This is a genomic window from Streptomyces sp. NBC_00647 (assembly GCF_045207245.1).
GTDB lineage: Bacteria > Actinomycetota > Actinomycetes > Streptomycetales > Streptomycetaceae > Streptomyces.
This window is the reverse complement of record NZ_CP109040.1, coordinates 3177437-3195456: the sequence shown is the minus strand read 5'-3', so window position 1 is coordinate 3195456 and position 18020 is coordinate 3177437. Positions and strand designations below refer to the sequence as shown.

Here is an 18020-nt window from a genome sequence, read left to right as displayed (position 1 = left end):
TAAACTTCAGCGTTAGGGTTCGGGTCGGCGTTCGGACCGTCCCATTCGGCATCAGTCGTCGGATCGCGACCGTGCGAGGCGACGACACGTAACTCGAGGCGAGAGGCCTTCGACGTGGCAGCACCGCAGAACTACCTCGCAGTCATCAAAGTCATCGGTGTCGGCGGCGGTGGTGTCAATGCCATCAACCGGATGATCGAGGTCGGTCTCAAGGGCGTCGAGTTCATCGCCATCAACACCGACGCGCAGGCGCTGTTGATGAGCGACGCCGACGTCAAGCTCGACGTCGGCCGGGAACTCACCCGCGGCCTCGGGGCCGGAGCCAACCCGGCAGTCGGCCGCAAGGCCGCCGAGGACCACCGTGAGGAGATCGAGGAGGTCCTCAAGGGGGCCGACATGGTCTTCGTGACGGCCGGCGAGGGTGGCGGCACCGGCACCGGCGGCGCGCCCGTCGTGGCCAACATCGCCCGCTCACTGGGCGCCCTCACCATCGGCGTGGTCACCCGCCCGTTCACCTTCGAGGGCCGGCGCCGCGCCAACCAGGCGGAGGACGGCATCGCGGAACTCCGCGAAGAGGTCGACACCCTCATCGTCATCCCGAACGACCGGCTGCTGTCCATCTCGGACCGCCAGGTCTCGGTCCTCGACGCCTTCAAGTCGGCGGACCAGGTCCTGCTCTCCGGTGTTCAGGGCATCACCGACCTCATCACCACGCCCGGCCTGATCAACCTCGACTTCGCCGACGTGAAGTCCGTGATGTCCGAGGCCGGTTCGGCGCTCATGGGTATCGGCTCGGCCCGCGGCGACGACCGCGCGGTGGCGGCGGCCGAGATGGCGATCTCCTCGCCGCTCCTGGAGGCCTCCATCGACGGCGCCCGCGGCGTCCTCCTCTCCATCTCCGGCGGTTCCGACCTCGGCCTGTTCGAGATCAACGAAGCCGCCCAGCTGGTCAGCGAGGCCGCGCACCCCGAGGCCAACATCATCTTCGGCGCGGTCATCGACGACGCCCTCGGCGACGAGGTGCGCGTCACCGTCATCGCCGCCGGCTTCGACGGCGGCCAGCCGCCGGCCAAGCGGGACAACGTCCTCGGATCGGCCTCGGCCCGACGCGAGGAGCCCGCTCCGGCGCGCCAGGCCGAGAGCCGCCCGTCCTTCGGGTCGCTCGGCAGCGTCACCCCGAAGGAGGCCGCCCCGGAGCCCGCTCCGGAGCCGGTCAGCGAACTGCCGGTGTCCCCGCCGGTCCCGCCGTCCCGCTCCTACTCGGACAGCGCGGCCGAGGAACTGGACGTGCCGGACTTCCTGAAGTGATAGGACATCGCTCCGAAACGAGCACCGTGAGCGGCGCCCACTTCGCCTTCACCGACAGGTGGGGCGGGGTGAGCGCCGTTCCGTACGAGGAGCTCAACCTCGGCGGAGCGGTCGGCGACGACCCCGACGCCGTACGCACCAACCGGGAGCTGGCCGCGAAGTCGCTCGGGCTCGATCCGGCCCGGGTCGTCTGGATGAACCAGGTGCACGGACCGGACGTGGCGGTCGTCGAGGAGCCGTGGGGCTCCTCGGAGATCCCGTCCGTCGACGCGATCGTCACGGTGCGGCGGGGGCTCGCGCTCGCCGTCCTCACCGCCGACTGCACGCCCGTCCTCCTCGCCGACCCCGTCGCCGGGGTGGCGGCCGCCGCCCACGCGGGACGGCCCGGCATGGTCGCCGGTGTGGTGCCCGCGGCCGTACGGGCCATGGTGGAACTCGGCGCCGATCCGGCCAGGATCGTCGCCCGCACCGGACCCGCGGTCTGCGGACGGTGCTACGAGGTGCCGGACGCGATGCGCGCCGAGGTCGCCGCCGTCGAGCCCGCGGCCTACGCCGAGACGACGTGGGGGACACCCGCGGTCGACGTGACCGCCGGAGTGCACGCGCAGTTGGAACGGCTCGGAGTGCGTGACCGGGAGCAGTCGCCGGTGTGCACGATCGAATCGGGGGACCACTTCTCTTACCGACGGGACCGCACCACCGGGCGGCTCGCGGGCTATGTCTGGCTGGACTGATGGGGCATGACAGACCGTAAGGCTCAACTCGCCGCGAATCTGGCGAAAGTGGAAGAGCGCATCACGGCGGCATGCACGGCCGCCGGGCGCAAGCGCGAAGAGGTGACCCTGATCGTGGTCACCAAGACCTACCCCGCGAGCGATGTGCGGATCCTGTCGGAACTCGGTGTGCGGCATGTCGCCGAGAACCGGGACCAGGACGCGGCGCCGAAAGCCGCGGAGTGCTCGGACCTGCCCCTGTTGTGGCATTTTGTCGGGCAATTGCAGACCAACAAGGTGCGTTCCGTGGTCGGTTACGCGGGCGTCGTGCAGTCGGTCGACCGTTCCCGGCTCGTCGCGGCGCTCTCGAAGGAAGCGGTGCGGGCGGAGCGCGAGGTGGGGTGCCTCATCCAGGTGGCGCTGGACGCGCAGGAGCGCGGCCGGGGTGAGAGGGGAGGCGTGGGGGTCGGCGGAATCGAGGAGTTGGCCGGCCTTGTCGCGGAGGCCCCCGGGCTCCGGCTCGACGGGCTGATGACCGTCGCTCCGCTCACCGGTGAGTACGCGGGGCGGCAACAGGCGGCGTTCGAGCGGCTGATGGATTTGTCGACTGCCGTGCGCCGGGCTCATCCGGCTGCGAACATGGTCTCGGCAGGGATGAGCTCGGACCTCGAACAGGCCGTGGCGGCCGGAGCGACACATGTACGCGTCGGTACTGCGGTACTCGGAGTCCGACCCAGCCTCGGGTAACGTCGCCAAGAAGTCGGACCACAGCAGAAAATATGGTCATTTCCGCCAAAGGCGGGCATAACGACCTCGTGGATCGCGGGCACTTGGCAATTCGTCAGCCGATCCACCACAGAGCGGAGGACTCAGAGCATGGCCGGCGCGATGCGCAAGATGGCGGTCTACCTCGGCCTCGTGGAGGACGATGGGTACGACGGCAGGGGATTCGACCCCGACGACGACTTCGAGCCCGAGCTCGACCCCGAGCCCGAGCGGGACCGACGACGGCATGAGCCGTCGCATCAGTCACATCAGGCGCACCAGTCCCAAAGGGACGAATCGGTACGAGTGGTACAGCCCCCGGCGCCGCGTGACCCCGTGCCGCATTCCGCTTCGCTCGCCGCGGAGTCCGGGCGTCCGGCACGCATCGCCCCCGTGGCGTCCATCACACAAGAACGTCAAAGCCTGGAGAAGAACGCCCCGGTGATCATGCCCAAGGTCGTGTCGGAACGAGAGCCGTACCGGATCACCACACTGCACCCCCGGACCTACAACGAGGCCCGTACCATCGGGGAACACTTCCGTGAGGGCACTCCGGTGATCATGAACCTGACGGAGATGGATGACACCGACGCGAAGCGACTTGTCGACTTCGCGGCCGGTTTGGTGTTCGGTCTCCACGGCAGCATCGAGCGGGTGACGCAGAAGGTGTTCCTGTTGTCGCCTGCTAACGTCGATGTCACGGCGGAGGACAAGGCCCGCATCGCAGAGGGCGGGTTCTTCAACCAGAGCTGAGACGCAGGACCGGGAACACCGCATGGGAAACAGGGGAGAGGGACGCACGGATCATGAGCGTGGTCGGGCAGGTTTTCTACATCGCGCTGATGTGCTTCCTCATCGTGCTGATTTTCCGGTTGGTCATGGACTACGTCTTCCAGTTCGCCCGCTCATGGCAACCCGGCAAGGCGATGGTGGTCGTTCTGGAGGCCACCTACACTGTCACCGATCCACCGCTCAAGCTTCTGCGGCGGTTCATTCCGCCGCTGCGTCTCGGGGGCGTGGCGCTTGACCTGTCCTTCTTCGTACTGATGATCATCGTCTTCATCCTGATCAGGCTTACGCAGAGCATGATGTGAGCGATGTGAACGATACGGTCTTGCCGAATGCCGACGACTACGTTGAGGTGAAGAGATGCCGTTGACCCCCGAGGACGTGCGGAACAAACAGTTCACGACCGTCCGCCTCCGAGAAGGCTATGACGAGGACGAGGTCGATGCCTTCCTCGACGAGGTCGAAGCCGAACTGACTCGCCTGCTCCGCGAGAACGAGGACCTGCGCGCCAAGCTGGCCGCTGCCACGCGCGCGGCCGCTCAGAACCAGCAGCAGCAGGGTATGCGCAAGCCGCCCGAGCAGCAGGACCAGCAGGGCCCGCCGCAGGGTATGCGAGGCCCGGGCGCCCCCGTGCCCGCCGGGATATCGGGTCCGCCGCAGGGTATGGGTGGCCCCATGGGAGGCCCGCCCCAGCTGCCCAGCGGTGCGCCGCAGCTGCCCGCCGGCCCCAGCAGCCAGGGTGGCCAGCAGGGTCAGGGTCCGATGGGCCAGGGCCCCATGGGTCAGGGTCCGATGGGTCAGGGTCCGATGGGCCAGGGCCCCATGGGTCAGGGTCCGATGGGTCAGGGTCCGATGGGCCAGGGCCCCATGGGTCAGGGTCCGATGGGCCAGGGTCCCGGTCAGATGCAGCAGATGCAGCAGATGGGCGGCCCGATGGGCGGACCCATGGGTGGCCCCATGGGCGGCCACGGCCAGCAGATGCCGCAGCAGGGCCCCGGTGGCGACAGCGCCGCCCGTGTCCTCTCGCTGGCCCAGCAGACCGCCGACCAGGCGATCGCCGAGGCCCGCTCCGAGGCCAACAAGATCGTCGGTGAGGCCCGCAGCCGCGCCGAGGGTCTGGAGCGCGACGCCCGTGCCAAGGCCGACGCCCTGGAGCGGGACGCGCAGGAGAAGCACCGCGTCGCGATGGGCTCCCTGGAGTCCGCCCGCGCCACGCTGGAGCGCAAGGTCGAGGACCTGCGCGGCTTCGAGCGCGAGTACCGCACGCGTCTGAAGTCCTACCTGGAGTCGCAGCTGCGCCAGCTGGAGACGCAGGCGGACGACTCGCTCGCCCCGCCGCGCACTCCGGCCACGGCGTCCCTGCCGTCGTCCTCCGCGCCCTCCATGGCTCCCGCGGGTGCCGGTGCGCCGTCCTACGGCGGCAACCAGGGCATGGGTGGCCCGCCGCAGGCCCCGCCGTCCTACGGTGGGCAGCAGCAGATGTCGCCCGCGATGACCCAGCCGATGGCTCCGGTGCGGCCCCAGGGCCCGTCGCCGATGCAGCAGGCGCCCTCGCCGATGCGCGGGTTCCTCATCGACGAGGACGACAACTGACGGCCATGAGCACGCCTTAGGCGTCGGCAGCGTTCAGGGCGGGGCCCCCGGATTCCGGGGGCCCCGCCCTTTTGTGCGGTCCATACCCCTCGTGAGGCCCCTCGTGCGGTCCCCTGTGCGGTCCGTGGAGCGCTTGTACGGGGTACGCAACGCCGAAGGCCCGGGGCCACCAGGATTTCTGGTGGCCCCGGGCCTTCGGTACGGGAGCGCCGGTCCTCGCTACGCCTTGCGGAGGCGGAACACCAGGGACAGGCCCTCGTCCGTGAAGGGCTCCCCGTAGGTGCCGTCGGCCTCGCCCTGGGCGAAGTCCGTGGCGAGGACCTCGTCGGCGATCAGACCGGCGTGCTCGCCGAGTGCCGCGATGACCGCCGGGTCCGTGGAGGTCCAGCGGAGCGCGATGCGGTCGGCGACGTCGAGGCCGCTGTTCTTGCGGGCCTCCTGGATCAGCCGGATCGCGTCACGGGCGAGGCCCGCACGGCGCAGGTCCTCGGTGATCTCCAGGTCGAGCGCGACGGTCGCGCCGGAGTCGGAGGCCACCGACCAGCCCTCGCGCGGGGTCTCCGTGATGATGACCTCGTCCGGGGCCAGCGTCACGGTCTCGCCGTCGATCTCGACCGACGCGGTGCCCTCGCGCAGGGCCAGGGACAGGGCGGCGGCATCGGTCTCGGCGATGGCCTTCGCCACATTCTGGACGCCCTTGCCGAAGCGCTTGCCGAGCGCGCGGAAGTTCGCCTTCGCCGTGGTGTCGACCAGTGAGCCGCCGACCTCGGAGAGTGAGGCGAGCGAACTCACATTCAGCTCCTCGGTGATCTGCGCGTGCAGCTCGGGGTCGAGGGTCCCGAAGCCGGTCGCCGCGATCAGCGCGCGGGACAGCGGCTGGCGGGTCTTGACGCCCGACTCCGCGCGCGTGGCGCGGCCGAGCTCGACGAGACGGCGGACCAGCACCATCTGGCGCGACAGCTCCGGGTCGATGGCCGAGAGATCCGCCTCCGGCCAGGTCGACAGGTGCACGGACTCGGGGGCGTCCGGCGAGACCGGGACGACCAGGTCCTGCCAGACCCGCTCGGTGATGAACGGGGTCAGCGGGGCCATCAGCCGCGTGACCGTCTCCACGACCTCGTGCAGCGTGCGCAGCGCGGCCTTGTCGCCCTGCCAGAAGCGGCGGCGGGAGCGGCGGACGTACCAGTTGGAGAGGTCGTCGACGAAGGCCGACAGGAGCTTTCCGGCGCGCTGGGTGTCGTAGGCCTCCAGAGCCTGCGTCACCTGGTCGGTGAGCGCGTGGAGTTCGGACAGCAGCCAGCGGTCCAGCACCGGGCGGTCGGCCGGGGCCGGATCGGCCGCGCTGGGCGCCCAGTTGGTGGTGCGGGCGTACAACGCCTGGAAGGCGACGGTGTTCCAGTAGGTGAGGAGCGTCTTGCGGACGACCTCCTGGATCGTGCCGTGGCCGACGCGCCGGGCGGCCCACGGGGAGCCGCCGGCCGCCATGAACCAGCGCACCGCGTCGGCGCCGTGCTGGTCCATCAGCGGGATCGGCTGGAGGATGTTGCCCAGGTGCTTGGACATCTTGCGGCCGTCCTCGGCGAGGATGTGGCCGAGGCATACGACGTTCTCGTACGAGGACTTGTCGAAGACCAGGGTGCCGACGGCCATCAGCGTGTAGAACCAGCCGCGTGTCTGGTCGATGGCCTCGGAGATGAACTGCGCCGGGTAGCGGCTCTCGAAGATCTCCTTGTTCTTGTACGGGTAGCCCCACTGCGCGAACGGCATCGAGCCCGAGTCGTACCAGGCGTCGATGACCTCCGGGACGCGAGTCGCCGTCAGGCCGCAGCCGTCCTGCGGGCACGGGAAGGTGACCGCGTCGATGTAGGGGCGGTGCGGGTCCAGGTCCGACTGGTCGGTGCCGGTCAGCTCGGACAGTTCCGCGCGCGAGCCGACACAGGTGAGGTGGCCCTCCTCACAGGTCCAGAGCGGGAGCGGGGTGCCCCAGTAACGGCTGCGCGAGAGTGCCCAGTCGATGTTGTTGTTCAGCCAGTCGCCGAAGCGGCCGTGCTTGACCGACTCCGGGAACCAGTTGGTGTCCTCGTTCTCCTGGAGGAGACGGTCCTTGACGGCAGTCGTGCGGATGTACCAGGACGGCTGCGCGTAGTACAGCAGCGCGGTGTGGCAGCGCCAGCAGTGCGGGTAGCTGTGCTCGTACGGCACGTGCTTGAAGAGCAGGCCGCGGTTCTGCAGGTCCTCGGTGAGCTTTTCGTCCGCCTTCTTGAAGAAGACACCGCCCACGAGCGGGACGCTCTCCTCGAACGTGCCGTTCGGGCGGATCGGGTTCACGACCGGGAGGCCGTACGCGCGGCAGACCTTGAGGTCGTCCTCACCGAAGGCGGGGGACTGGTGGACCAGACCCGTACCGTCCTCGGTCGTCACGTACTCGGCGTTGACCACGAAATGGGCGGACTCGGGGAACTCGACCAGCTCGAACGGACGTTGATACGTCCAGCGCTCCATCTCGGCACCCGTGAAGGACTCGCCCGTGGTCTCCCAGCCCTCGCCGAGGGCCTTCTCGACGAGCGGCTGCGCGACGACGAGCTGCTCCTCGCCGTTCGTCACGACGACGTAGGTGACGTCCGGGTGCGCGGCGACAGCGGTGTTGGAGACCAGCGTCCACGGCGTGGTCGTCCACACCAGGAGCGCGGCCCGGCCGGCCAGCGGACCGGAGGTGAGCGGGAAACGGACGTACACGGAGGGGTCCACGATCGTCTCGTAGCCCTGGGCCAGCTCGTGGTCCGAGAGGCCCGTCTCGTCGCGCGGGCACCAGGGCGCCACGCGGTAGTCCTGGACCAGCAGGCCCTTGTTGAAGATCTCCTTGAGCGACCACCAGACGGACTCGATGTACTCGGGGTCCATGGTCCGGTACGCGTCGTCCAGGTCGACCCAGTAGCCCATGCGGTTCGTCAGCTCGGTGAACGCGTCGGTGTGGCGGGTCACGGACTGGCGGCACCGGTCGTTGAACTCGGCGATGCCGTACGCCTCGATGTCCTGCTTGCCGGTGAAGCCGAGCTCCTTCTCGACCGCCAGCTCCACCGGGAGGCCGTGGCAGTCCCAGCCTGCCTTGCGGCCCACGTGGTAGCCGCGCATGGTGCGGAAGCGCGGGAAGACGTCCTTGAAGACGCGCGCCTCGATGTGGTGGGCGCCCGGCATGCCATTGGCGGTGGGCGGACCTTCGTAGAACACCCATTCCGGCCGGCCCTCGGACTGCTCAAGGCTCTTGGCGAAGATCTTCTGCTCGCGCCAGAAGTCGAGCACGGCGTGCTCGAGGGCGGGCAGGTCGACCTGGGCGGGCACCTGGCGGTACGTCGGCGCTGTCATCGGCGAGCTTCCTCCAACGGACTTTCTGCCTTCCGTCGGAGGGACGAGAGCCGTGTGGCTATGGACGCCGTGTGCGGCGCGCTCCCGCGGTACCACCCTCCTTGGCTCCCCGGTGCGCCGTTCGCACCAGTGAGCCCCCTCATTGGGGTCGCGATGCCGGGTCTACTGGCCCCTGAGGGGTGTTCTGCCGGCGGCTCCGGGGTGATCTTCGCGTCGCGCTCGCCCCCGGGCTTCCACCGTCCCCGGGTCGCTCCTGGCCGCGTACGCCGCTACTCGTCCCCATCCACGCTTCTCGCTCCGCCCAGTGTACGGCGCCCCGAGGACAGCGGCCGACCGGTTTTCCCGGGCGCGGCCCCGGCCTGCGCGGTGACCCGAATGGCGAGGCGCACGCGTCCGGATCCTGGGACGCCGGGCCCGGCGGATTACCCGGCGGGGAGCTGGGCACAACGCATGCAGGCTTGCCGCGCGGGGCTCGCGAGGCGGGCGAATCGTGGGCGTGCCCCGTTGCCGCGGGTCAGAAGTCGATTTATCGTCCCAGCACGATTCGCGAGCAAGATCACAATATGTGAAGGGGCCGCGGCCATGGTGGCGAAGAAGACCGCCGTACAGCAGTCGGCGTCCGGCAGATCCACCGGTGCGGCGGCCAAGGACGTGGGTGGGAAGAAGACCGCACAGGGGGGTCCCGCGACGGGCGAGGCGAAGCCGGTGAAGACGACCTCCAGGACCACGGCTCCGGCCGGGAAGGCGCCGCCCACGAAGACGGCGAGCAAGTCGGCCGGCACAGTCGACAAAGCCGTCGACGAAGCCGTCGACGAAGCCGTCGACGAAGCCGTCGACAAGGTTGTCGACAAGGCCGTCGACGGGACGGTGAGCGAGACGGCCGCCAGGAAACCGGTCTCCTCGAAGGCCGGGAAGGCCGCGGACGCCGAGGCCGGCGCTTCGAAGGGGGCCGTTTCCGAAGCGACGTCCTCGAAGACGGCCGGCACGACAGCGGCGTCCCCGAGCACCGCGTCCGCGAAATCCGCCTCCACGAAGGCGGCGGCCAAGAAGACCACCGCCAAGAAGACCACCGCGAAGAAGGCGGCCACAGCGGCGAGGAAGCCGGTGTCCAGGAAGTCCGCGGCCAAGAAGAGCACCGGCACGGCGAGGAAGAGCACCAGTACGGCCAAGAAGACGGCCGCCTCCGCGGCCCAGGGTGCGGCCGAGGCCGCGAAGACGACGGGAGCCACGACGGTGGTTGCGAAGAAGACTCCTGGCACGGCCACGGCTGCGAAGAAGGCCACCGCGGTCCCCAAGGCACGGCTCGCCGCGGTGGAGCCCGGCGAGCTCGCGGTGCGCCCGGGCGAGGACCCCTGGACCCCGGAAGAGGTCGGGTCGGCACGCGCGGAGCTCCAGTCGGAGGCGCTGCGGCTGCGCACCGAGATCTCGTCGTCCGAGGAGGCCCTCGCGGGCCTGATGCGGGACTCCGGGGACGGCGCGGGCGACGACCAGGCGGACACCGGCACGAAGAACATCACACGCGAGCACGAGATGGCGCTCAACTCCAACGCGCGCGAGATGCTGGAGCAGACCGAGCGCGCCCTGGACCGCCTCGACGCGGGCACCTACGGGCTCTGCGAGAACTGCGGCGACCCCATCGGCAAGGCCCGTATGCAGGCCTTCCCGCGCGCCACCCTCTGCGTGGAGTGCAAGCAGAAGCAGGAGCGCAGGCACTGAACCGCGGGCGGCGGGCGGAGCGCCGTCGCCTCGCGGTGCGCGAGTGCTCCTGAGCACAGGAGCCCAGGAGGGTGTGCCGTACCCTCGTCCTCAGTCAGGAACCTAGGTCGAGGGACTCACTCACGTGGCAGAGGCGGAGCGCATCATCGGTACGCCGGACATCTCGGGGGCGGCGGGAGCCGAGCCGGGGAAGTCCGACGGGAACGCGGCGGCGTCGGGTGACCGGTCCGGCGCGGACGGGACGGCCCCGGCCGAGCGGCCCAGGGGCAGGCGCAGGATCGCCGTGCTCTTCACGGTGGCCGTGCTGGCGTACGCCCTCGATCTCATCAGCAAGATGATCGTGGTGGCGAAGCTGGAGCACCACGACTCGATCGAGATCATCGGGGACTGGCTGAAGTTCGAGGCGATCCGCAACGCGGGCGCCGCCTTCGGCTTCGGCGAGGCGTTCACGATCATCTTCACGGTGATCGCCGCGGCGGTGATCGTCGTCATCGCCCGGCTCGCCCGCAAGCTCTACAGCGTGCCGTGGGCCATCGCCCTGGGCCTGCTGCTGGGCGGTGCGCTCGGCAACCTGACCGACCGGATCTTCCGCTCGCCCGGCGTCTTCGAGGGCGCGGTCGTGGACTTCATCGCGCCCAAGCACTTCGCCGTCTTCAACCTCGCCGACTCGGCGATCGTCTGCGGCGGCATCCTGATCGTGCTGCTGTCCTTCCGGGGCCTCGACCCGGACGGAACGGTCCACAAGGACTGATGGACGGGCCGCCCGGCCGGGCGGCCACGGCCCGCGCGGGGGCCCGCCGGCGGGCCTCCACGGGCACTGGCGTTCGGGCCGTGGTCCGGGGGTGTCCGAGCCGTCCGGCATACTCGACGGGTGAGTACCATTCCCGAGATCCGCACCCTGCCCGTGCCCGACGGCCTGGAGGGCGAGCGCGTCGACGCCGCCATCTCCCGCATGTTGGGCTTCTCCCGTACCAAGGCCGCAGAGCTCGCCGCGGCGGGGAAGGTCACGGTCGACGGCTCGGTGGTCGGCAAGTCCGAACGGGTGCACGGCGGCTCCTGGCTCGAAGTGGAGATGCCACAGGCCCCCGCGCCCGTGCAGATCGTCGCCGAGCCCGTCGAGGGCATGGAGATCGTGTACGACGACGACGACGTGGTCGTGATCATCAAGCCCGTCGGCGTGGCGGCACACCCCAGCCCGGGCTGGTCCGGCCAGACCGTCATCGGCGGTCTCGCGGCCGCCGGCTACCGGATCTCGACCTCCGGCGCCGCCGAGCGCCAGGGCATCGTGCACCGCCTCGACGTGGGCACCTCGGGCCTGATGGCCGTCGCCAAGTCGGAGCGCGCGTACACGTCGCTCAAGCGCCAGTTCAAGGAGCGCACGGTCGACAAGCGCTACCACGCGCTCGTGCAGGGCCACCCGGACCCGACCAGCGGCACCATCGACGCGCCCATCGGACGCCACCCGAACCACGACTACAAGTGGGCGGTCACGGCCGAGGGCAAGCCCTCCGTCACGCACTACGACCTCATCGAGGCGTTCCGCGCCGCCTCCCTGCTCGACATCAAGCTGGAGACCGGGCGCACCCACCAGATCCGGGTCCACATGGCGGCCCACCGGCACCCCTGCGTCGGCGACCTGACCTACGGCGCGGACCCCACACTCTCCAAGCGCCTCGGCCTCACCCGCCAGTGGCTGCACGCCGTGCGGCTCGGCTTCGAGCACCCCGAGGACGGACGGTGGGTGGAGCTCGAGAGCGACTACCCCGAGGACCTTCAGGCCGCACTCGACAAGGTCCGCGAGGAGAGCTACGCGTGAGCGGCGGCCCGGACGGGGCGGCGGGCGCCTCCCCAGCGGTGCGGAACGGCGCGTACGAGGTGCGGGTGGCCGAGGACGCCGCCGACCTCGAGGCCTGTTTCTCCGTGCGCAAGGACGTCTTCGTCGGTGAGCAGGGCGTCCCGGAGGACATCGAGTACGACGCGTACGACCCCGGCGCCCTGCACGTGCTGGCGGTCCGCGAGGACGGCCTGCCGCTCGGCACCGGGCGCCTCCTCGAGGGCGAGGCGGCCGCGGCGAAGGTCGGCGGGGATCCGGCCGTAGGCTCGCTCGGACGGCTCGCCGTGACACGCGAGGCACGCGGGCTCGGCGTCGGCGCCGCGCTCGTCGGTGCCATCGAGGACGCGGCACGCGCGCGCGGCCTGGCCGCCGTGGACCTGCACGCGCAGACCCACGCGCTGGGGTTCTACGAGCGGCTCGGGTACGTCGCGTACGGACCGGAGTTCCCGGACGCCGGAATGCCGCACCGCGCGATGCGCAAGGCCCTGTGAGCGGGCATTGTCGGCGGCGCGTGGCACGCTTGAGGTCTGGTTCGCCCTGATCGTCTAGACCCCGCCGGAGCGCTGACCGTGGATCAGTTGGCCCTGCTGTTCGTGCTGTTGCTCGGGGCCGTGATCAGTGTCCCGGTGGGAGAGCGGTTCGGGCTTCCCGCACCGGTCCTGATGACCCTGCTCGGCATAGTGCTGGCCGTGCTGGAATTCGTCCCCAACGTGGACATCCCGCCGGATCTGATCCTGCCCGCGCTGCTGCCGCCGCTGTTGTACGCGGCGGTGCGGCGCACCTCCTGGAGACAGTTCGCCGCCAACCGGCGCCCGATCTTCCTGCTCGCCGTGGCGCTCGTGTTCGTCACCACGCTCGCCGTGGCGGCCGTCGCCCACGCGATCGTGCCCGGCCTGCCGGTCGCCGCCGCGGTGGCGCTCGGCGCACTGGTGGCGCCCCCCGACCCCGTGGCGGCCACCGCCGTCGCGGGACAACTCGGGCTGCCGCGCCGGCTGGTGTCGATCCTGGAGGGGGAGGGGCTCTTCAACGACGTGACGGCCATCGTGCTGTACCACGTCGCGATCGCCGCCGCGGTCAGTGGGAGCTTCTCGCCGTGGCGGGCCGGGCTCGACCTCGTGCTGTCGGCCGTCGTCGCCGTCGTCATCGGATTCGCCCTCGGATGGGCGGCGAACAGACTGATGACCCTGCTCGGCGACGCGACCCTCCAGATCGGGCTGACCCTGCTGGTGCCGTACGCCTCGTACGTGCTGGCGGAGGAGCTGCACGGTTCCGGGGTGCTCGCCGTGCTCACCACCGCCCTGTTCCTCGCGGAGTACGCCACCGACGCCGACGACGTGATGACCCGGCTCGCCGGATCGACCGTCTGGGACGTGGTGGACACGCTGGTGACCGGAGTCGCCTTCGGGCTCATCGGGCTGGAACTCCACAACGCGATCCGTACGGCCTCGGGGCGGTGGGGCGAGATGCTCGGCTGGGCCGCCACCATCGTGGTCGTGGTCGTGCTCGTCCGCCTGGTCTGGCTGCTGCCCGCGACCTGGCTGACCAAGCGGCTGCACGCCAAGCGGGACTACGACGAGGAGATCCCGACGTCGTGGCGCGAGACGGTCGTGATGTGGTGGGCGGGGATGCGCGGGGTCGCCTCCGTGGCCCTGGCGCTCGCGATCCCGCTGGAGATGGACGACGGGTCGCCGTTCCCCGACCGGGACGAGATCGTGTTCATCGCCTTCGGAGTGATCATGGCGACCCTGGTGATCCAGGGACTCACCCTGCCGTGGCTGGTCAGAAGACTCGGGGTCCGGGCCGACGAGGACATCGGGAAGGCCTTCGAGAAGGAGCTCGCGGTGCGGGCCGCGAAGGCTGCGAAGCGGCGGCTGCGGGAGATCGAGGAGGTGGAGGAGCTGCCGGAGGAGGTCTCCGAGCAGTTGCTGCGCCGGGCCTTCGACATCGGGGTACGGATCAGCCCCGACATGGGGGACGAGGAGCGGCGCGAGGCGCACGAGCAGCGGGTGCGGCGGCTCAAGCGGATGCGGCGCATCCAGGCCGAGATGATGAGCGCGGCCCGGCACGAGGTGCTGTCCGCGCGGAGCGAGGCCGGGGCCGATCCGGAGATCGTGGACCGGGTCCTGAGACACCTCGACGTACGCAGCCTGCGCTGATCCGCCGGGGCCCGGCACCGTCCGCGCCTCGGCCGCACACGCGGTGGCACGGCCGGTCGCGAAGGACGGAGCCGGGGACCCAAGGGCGGCCTTCGGTTCTCGGCGGCGGAGTCAGCCCCGTCCGGGGCCCGTCCGGGGCGGCTCGTGGACGTGGCGGCCGTGGTTCGCGTGGGCCGCGACTCCGTCCGCGCCGTCCGGCTCCGCGTGCCCCGGGCGCCGCGTCCGGCCCGGGGGCAGCACCGCCTCGGCGGTGTTGACGCGGGGGAGCGCGTACGGGTGCTGTTCGGTCAGCCAGCGGATCAACTGCTCGCGGACCGTGACGCGCACCGTCCAGATGTCGTCCGCGTCCTTCGCTGTGACCAGGGCGCGGACCTGCATGGTGTTGGGCGTCGAGTCGGTGACGGCGAGGGCGTAGTCGCGGCCGTCCCAGGCCGGGCACTCGCGCAGGATGTCGCGCAGCTTCGCGCGCATCGCCTCCACCGGGGCGGAGTGGTCGACGTGCAGGAAGACGATGCCGGTCATCTGGGGGGTGCCGCGCGACCAGTTCTCGAACGGCTTGGACGTGAAGTACGAGACCGGCATGGTGATCCGGCGCTCGTCCCAGGTCCGTACCGTCAGGAACGTCAGCGTGATCTCCTCGACCGTGCCCCACTCGCCGTCGACCACCACCGTGTCGCCGAGCCGCACCATGTCGCCGAAGGCGATCTGCAGGCCCGCGAAGAGGTTCGCGAGGGTGGACTGGGCGGCGACACCGGCGACGATGCCGAGGATTCCGGCCGAGGCCAGCAGCGAGGCGCCGGCCGCGCGCATCGCCGGGAAGGTGAGCAGCATCGCGGCGATCGCGACCACGCCGACGACCGCGGAGACCACCCGCTGGATCAGCGTGACCTGGGTGCGGACCCGGCGGACCCGCGCCGGATCGCGGTGCGCGTTCGCGTAGCGGGTGTACGAGGTCTCGACGATCGCCGTCGCGATGCTCACCACCAGCCAGGCGGCGGCGCCGATGAGGATCAGGGTCAGGGTCCGGCCGATGCCGATCCGATGCTCCACCAGCAGCTTCGCCTGGTCGTACGAGGCTCTGAGCAGAGCCGCGAACAGGACCAGCTGGAAGGGGACGCGGCCGCGGCGGAGCAGACCCCACAGGGAGGTCTCGCTGTGCCGGTCGTCCACCCGACGCAACAGGCGGTCCACGGACCACCCGATGAGCAGCGTGAGCACGACCGAGCCGCCGACGACGATCACCGGGCGCAGTACGTTCTCCATGCCTGAGAACGTAACCGGCCTCGGGCGGTCATGAACATGTGTTCTCCGGGTGGAACGGGGTATCCCTCCGCCCGGCACGGAGCTGCCCCCTCCATCGGCGTGGAGCAGCCCCCTCCGTGGGCACGGGGCACGGGCGCCCGGCGCTGTCGGTCCCGGCTGGCACCATGGAACCCATGAACATCATGCTCTTTCACTCGACCTACGGTCTTCGGCCGGCGGTGCGCGCGGCGGCGGACCGGCTGCGGGCCGCGGGACACGAGGTGTGGACACCCGACCTCTTCGAAGGGCGCACCTTCGAGACCGTCGAGGAGGGCATGGCCTTCAACGACGAGACCGGCAAGGACGAAGTGCTCAAGCGCGCGGTCCTGGCCGCCGCGCCCTATTCCGAGCGCGGCCTGGTCTACGCGGGCTTCTCGCTGGGCGCCTCCGTCGCGCAGACCCTGGCCCTCGGCGACGAGAAGGCCGTCGGCCTGCTCCTGCTGCACGGCACGTCGGACATCGCCGAGAGCGCCTCGGTGGACGAACTGCCGGTCCAGCTGCATGTCGCCGAGCCCGACCAGTTCGAGACGGACGACTGGCTGAGCGCCTGGTATCTCCAGATGCAGAGAACCGGAGCCGATGTGGAGATCTACCGGTACGCGGGCGCGGGGCACCTCTACACCGACCCCGACCTGCCCGACTACGACGCCGAGGCGGCCGAGGCCACCTGGAAGGTGGCACTCGGCTTCCTCGACAGCCTCTAGCCCGGCAGCCGCGTACGTCGAGGGGCGCGTACGGCGGCGGGCCGGTCAGACCGGGTCGTACGTCCGCTCGACCTTCTGCGTGCCGCTGGGCGTGCGGTACGAACGGGCCCAGGACGAGGTCGCGTTCGGGTTCGTGCGGTCGGAGAGCACGTAGTAGTCCATCTGCGCGCGGGTGGCGGTGATGTCCAGGACGCCGTACCCGTGGCGGTCGGTGTCGACCCAGTGGACATGGCGGTTGGCCGCGCGGATGACCGGGGAGGCGATGGCCGAGACGGTGCCCTCGGGGACCTTGACGATGTCGTCGAGGTTGTCGGAGGTGATCGAGGTGACCACGAACTCCGTGGCGGCGGAGGCGGACAGCGGGTACGTTCCGGCGTCCACCGGCACGTCGTTGGCCCAGGCCATGTGGATGTCGCCGGTCAGGAAGACCGTGTTGCGGATGGCGTTGGAGCGCAGATGCGCGAGCAGTTCGCGGCGGTCGTCGGTGTAGCCGTCCCACTGGTCGGTGTTGAGGGCGATGCCCTCCTGCGGGAGACCGAGCAGTTTGGCGAGCGGCTTGAGAAGGTCGGCGGACAGGGAGCCCACGGCGAACGGCGAGATCATCACCGAGTTGCCGACCAGACGCCAGGTGGTGTCCGAGGACTTGAGCCCGGACTTCAGCCAGTCGAGCTGGGCGCGGCCGGTGAGCGTCCGGTCCGGGTCGTCGACCGAGCCGCTCGCCGTGGACGCCTGCTGCGACCTGAAGGAGCGCAGGTCGAGCAGCGAGAGGTCGGCGAGCTTGCCGAAACGCAGCCTGCGGTAGGTGGTGCCGGCGATCGCCGGGCGGACCGGCATCCACTCGAAGTAGGCCTGCTTCGCGGCGGACTGACGGGCCGACCAGGCGCCCTCGGCGCCCTCGGTGTGGTTGACCGCGCCGCCCGACCAGGAGTTGTCGGCGAACTCGTGGTCGTCCCAGATCGCGACGACCGGCGCCTTGTGATGCAGGGCCTGAAGGTCCGGGTCGGTCTTGTAACGGCCGTGCCGGGTGCGGTAGTCGGCGAGGGTGAGGATCTCGTTGGCGGGGGCGTGCGGCCGTACGACGGTGCCGCGGGTCCCGTACTCGCCGGACTTGTACTCGTAGATGTAGTCGCCGAGGTGCAGCCAGGCGTCCAGGTCGTTCCGGGCCGCGAGGTGGCGGTACGCCGAGAAGTAGCCGGCCTCCCAGTTGGCGCAGGAGACCACGCCGAAGCGCAGGCCCTGCACGGCCGCGTCCGCCGCCGGCGCGGTGCAGGTGCGCGCCGGAGGCGAGTCGGTGCCGCCCGCCGAGAAGCGGAACCAGTAGTCGGTGGCCGGCGCGAGGCCGCGGATGTCGGCCTTCACCGTGTGGTCGGAGGCGGCCGTCGCGAGGGTGGAACCCTTGGCGACGATCGTGGTGAACGCCTTGTCCTTGGCGACGGTCCAGCTCACCTCGGTGTCCGGGCCGAGCCCGGAGCCCGGTATCGCCTGGGAGTCGGGTGTCACCCGGGTCCACAGCAGGATGCCGTCGGGCAGCGGGTCGCCGGAGGCGACCCCGTGCAGGAAGGCCGGCGCCTCGGCGGCGCGGGCGGGCAGGGCGGCCGCGAGCGGGGCGGCGAGGACGGCGGTGGCGGCCGCGGCCTTGACGACCGTACGGCGGCGCGGAGCGCGGGAGTTGAGGCTGCCCGCGGAGTCGGTTGATCTCTGTCGACTGGTCACGGGCGATGAGGTTACCGAGCGGTACAAGCCAAGAGCGGGCGAACTGGAAAAGTTCGCCCGCTCT

General features: G+C 70.6%; 15 protein-coding genes. 12 read left to right on the top strand and 3 right to left on the bottom strand.

The window, feature by feature from the left end:
* Nucleotides 1-114 precede the first annotated feature (114 nt).
* The 6 genes from ftsZ (at nt 115) to OG788_RS14075 (ending at nt 5168) form a co-directional block, all read left to right on the top strand.
* Nucleotides 115-1308 carry a cell division protein FtsZ gene (gene ftsZ, locus OG788_RS14100; protein WP_406371102.1) on the top strand — a complete coding sequence of 398 codons (1194 nt, stop codon included), beginning with the start codon at nt 115-117 and terminating at the stop codon, nt 1306-1308.
* Nucleotides 1305-2042, top strand: a complete 738-nt coding sequence (gene pgeF, locus OG788_RS14095; RefSeq protein WP_406371100.1) for a peptidoglycan editing factor PgeF — start codon at nt 1305-1307, stop codon at nt 2040-2042. Before ftsZ ends, pgeF begins: the two co-directional genes overlap by 4 nt.
* Before the next feature lie 6 nt (nt 2043-2048).
* Nucleotides 2049-2768, top strand: a complete 720-nt coding sequence (locus OG788_RS14090; protein WP_406371098.1) for a YggS family pyridoxal phosphate-dependent enzyme — start codon at nt 2049-2051, stop codon at nt 2766-2768.
* A gap of 129 nt (nt 2769-2897) precedes the next feature.
* The gene (locus tag OG788_RS14085) at nt 2898-3539 is read left to right on the top strand and encodes a cell division protein SepF (RefSeq protein ID WP_266757766.1); all 642 of its coding nucleotides are present in this window, start codon (nt 2898-2900) and stop codon (nt 3537-3539) included.
* 53 nt (nt 3540-3592) lie between these two features.
* Entirely contained in the window at nt 3593-3880 is a 288-nt protein-coding gene (locus tag OG788_RS14080; RefSeq protein WP_266757765.1) for a YggT family protein, read from the top strand.
* A gap of 55 nt (nt 3881-3935) precedes the next feature.
* A complete protein-coding gene (locus OG788_RS14075; RefSeq protein WP_406371096.1) occupies nt 3936-5168 on the top strand; it encodes a DivIVA domain-containing protein in 1233 nt (410 codons plus the stop codon).
* A gap of 219 nt (nt 5169-5387) precedes the next feature.
* On the opposite strand, the gene ileS is transcribed toward OG788_RS14075, so the two are convergent.
* Nucleotides 5388-8531, bottom strand: coding sequence for an isoleucine--tRNA ligase (gene ileS / locus OG788_RS14070; protein WP_406371094.1), 3144 nt, complete (start codon nt 8529-8531; stop codon nt 5388-5390).
* Between the two features lie 582 nt (nt 8532-9113).
* Here ileS and OG788_RS14065 point away from each other — a divergent pair.
* The 5 genes from OG788_RS14065 to OG788_RS14045 all read left to right on the top strand — a co-directional run bounded on the left by OG788_RS14065 (nt 9114) and on the right by OG788_RS14045 (nt 14237).
* Nucleotides 9114-10247 carry a TraR/DksA family transcriptional regulator gene (locus OG788_RS14065; RefSeq protein WP_406371092.1) on the top strand — a complete coding sequence of 378 codons (1134 nt, stop codon included), beginning with the start codon at nt 9114-9116 and terminating at the stop codon, nt 10245-10247.
* Nucleotides 10248-10371: 124 nt separating this feature from the next.
* A complete protein-coding gene (lspA, locus tag OG788_RS14060; RefSeq protein WP_351540128.1) occupies nt 10372-10998 on the top strand; it encodes a signal peptidase II in 627 nt (208 codons plus the stop codon).
* A 120-nt stretch (nt 10999-11118) separates the two neighbouring features.
* Nucleotides 11119-12063: an RluA family pseudouridine synthase gene (locus tag OG788_RS14055; RefSeq protein WP_351540131.1), complete on the top strand. Its 945-nt coding sequence runs from the start codon at nt 11119-11121 to the stop codon at nt 12061-12063.
* Between the two features lie 38 nt (nt 12064-12101).
* Complete coding sequence (locus OG788_RS14050; RefSeq protein ID WP_356755892.1) at nt 12102-12572, top strand: GNAT family N-acetyltransferase; 471 nt, start codon at nt 12102-12104, stop codon at nt 12570-12572.
* Between the two features lie 78 nt (nt 12573-12650).
* Entirely contained in the window at nt 12651-14237 is a 1587-nt protein-coding gene (locus OG788_RS14045; RefSeq protein WP_351540134.1) for a Na+/H+ antiporter, read from the top strand.
* 111 nt (nt 14238-14348) lie between these two features.
* Here the strand turns inward: OG788_RS14045 and OG788_RS14040 are convergent, their stop codons facing one another.
* Nucleotides 14349-15500: a mechanosensitive ion channel domain-containing protein gene (locus OG788_RS14040; RefSeq protein ID WP_351540137.1), complete on the bottom strand. Its 1152-nt coding sequence runs from the start codon at nt 15498-15500 to the stop codon at nt 14349-14351.
* Between the two features lie 173 nt (nt 15501-15673).
* Here OG788_RS14040 and OG788_RS14035 point away from each other — a divergent pair, with 173 nt between their 5' ends.
* A complete protein-coding gene (locus tag OG788_RS14035) occupies nt 15674-16243 on the top strand; it encodes a dienelactone hydrolase family protein (protein WP_356755837.1) in 570 nt (189 codons plus the stop codon).
* 45 nt (nt 16244-16288) lie between these two features.
* On the opposite strand, the gene OG788_RS14030 is transcribed toward OG788_RS14035, so the two are convergent.
* Nucleotides 16289-17956 carry an alkaline phosphatase D family protein gene (locus tag OG788_RS14030; protein ID WP_406371088.1) on the bottom strand — a complete coding sequence of 556 codons (1668 nt, stop codon included), beginning with the start codon at nt 17954-17956 and terminating at the stop codon, nt 16289-16291.
* Nucleotides 17957-18020: the final 64 nt, after the last annotated feature.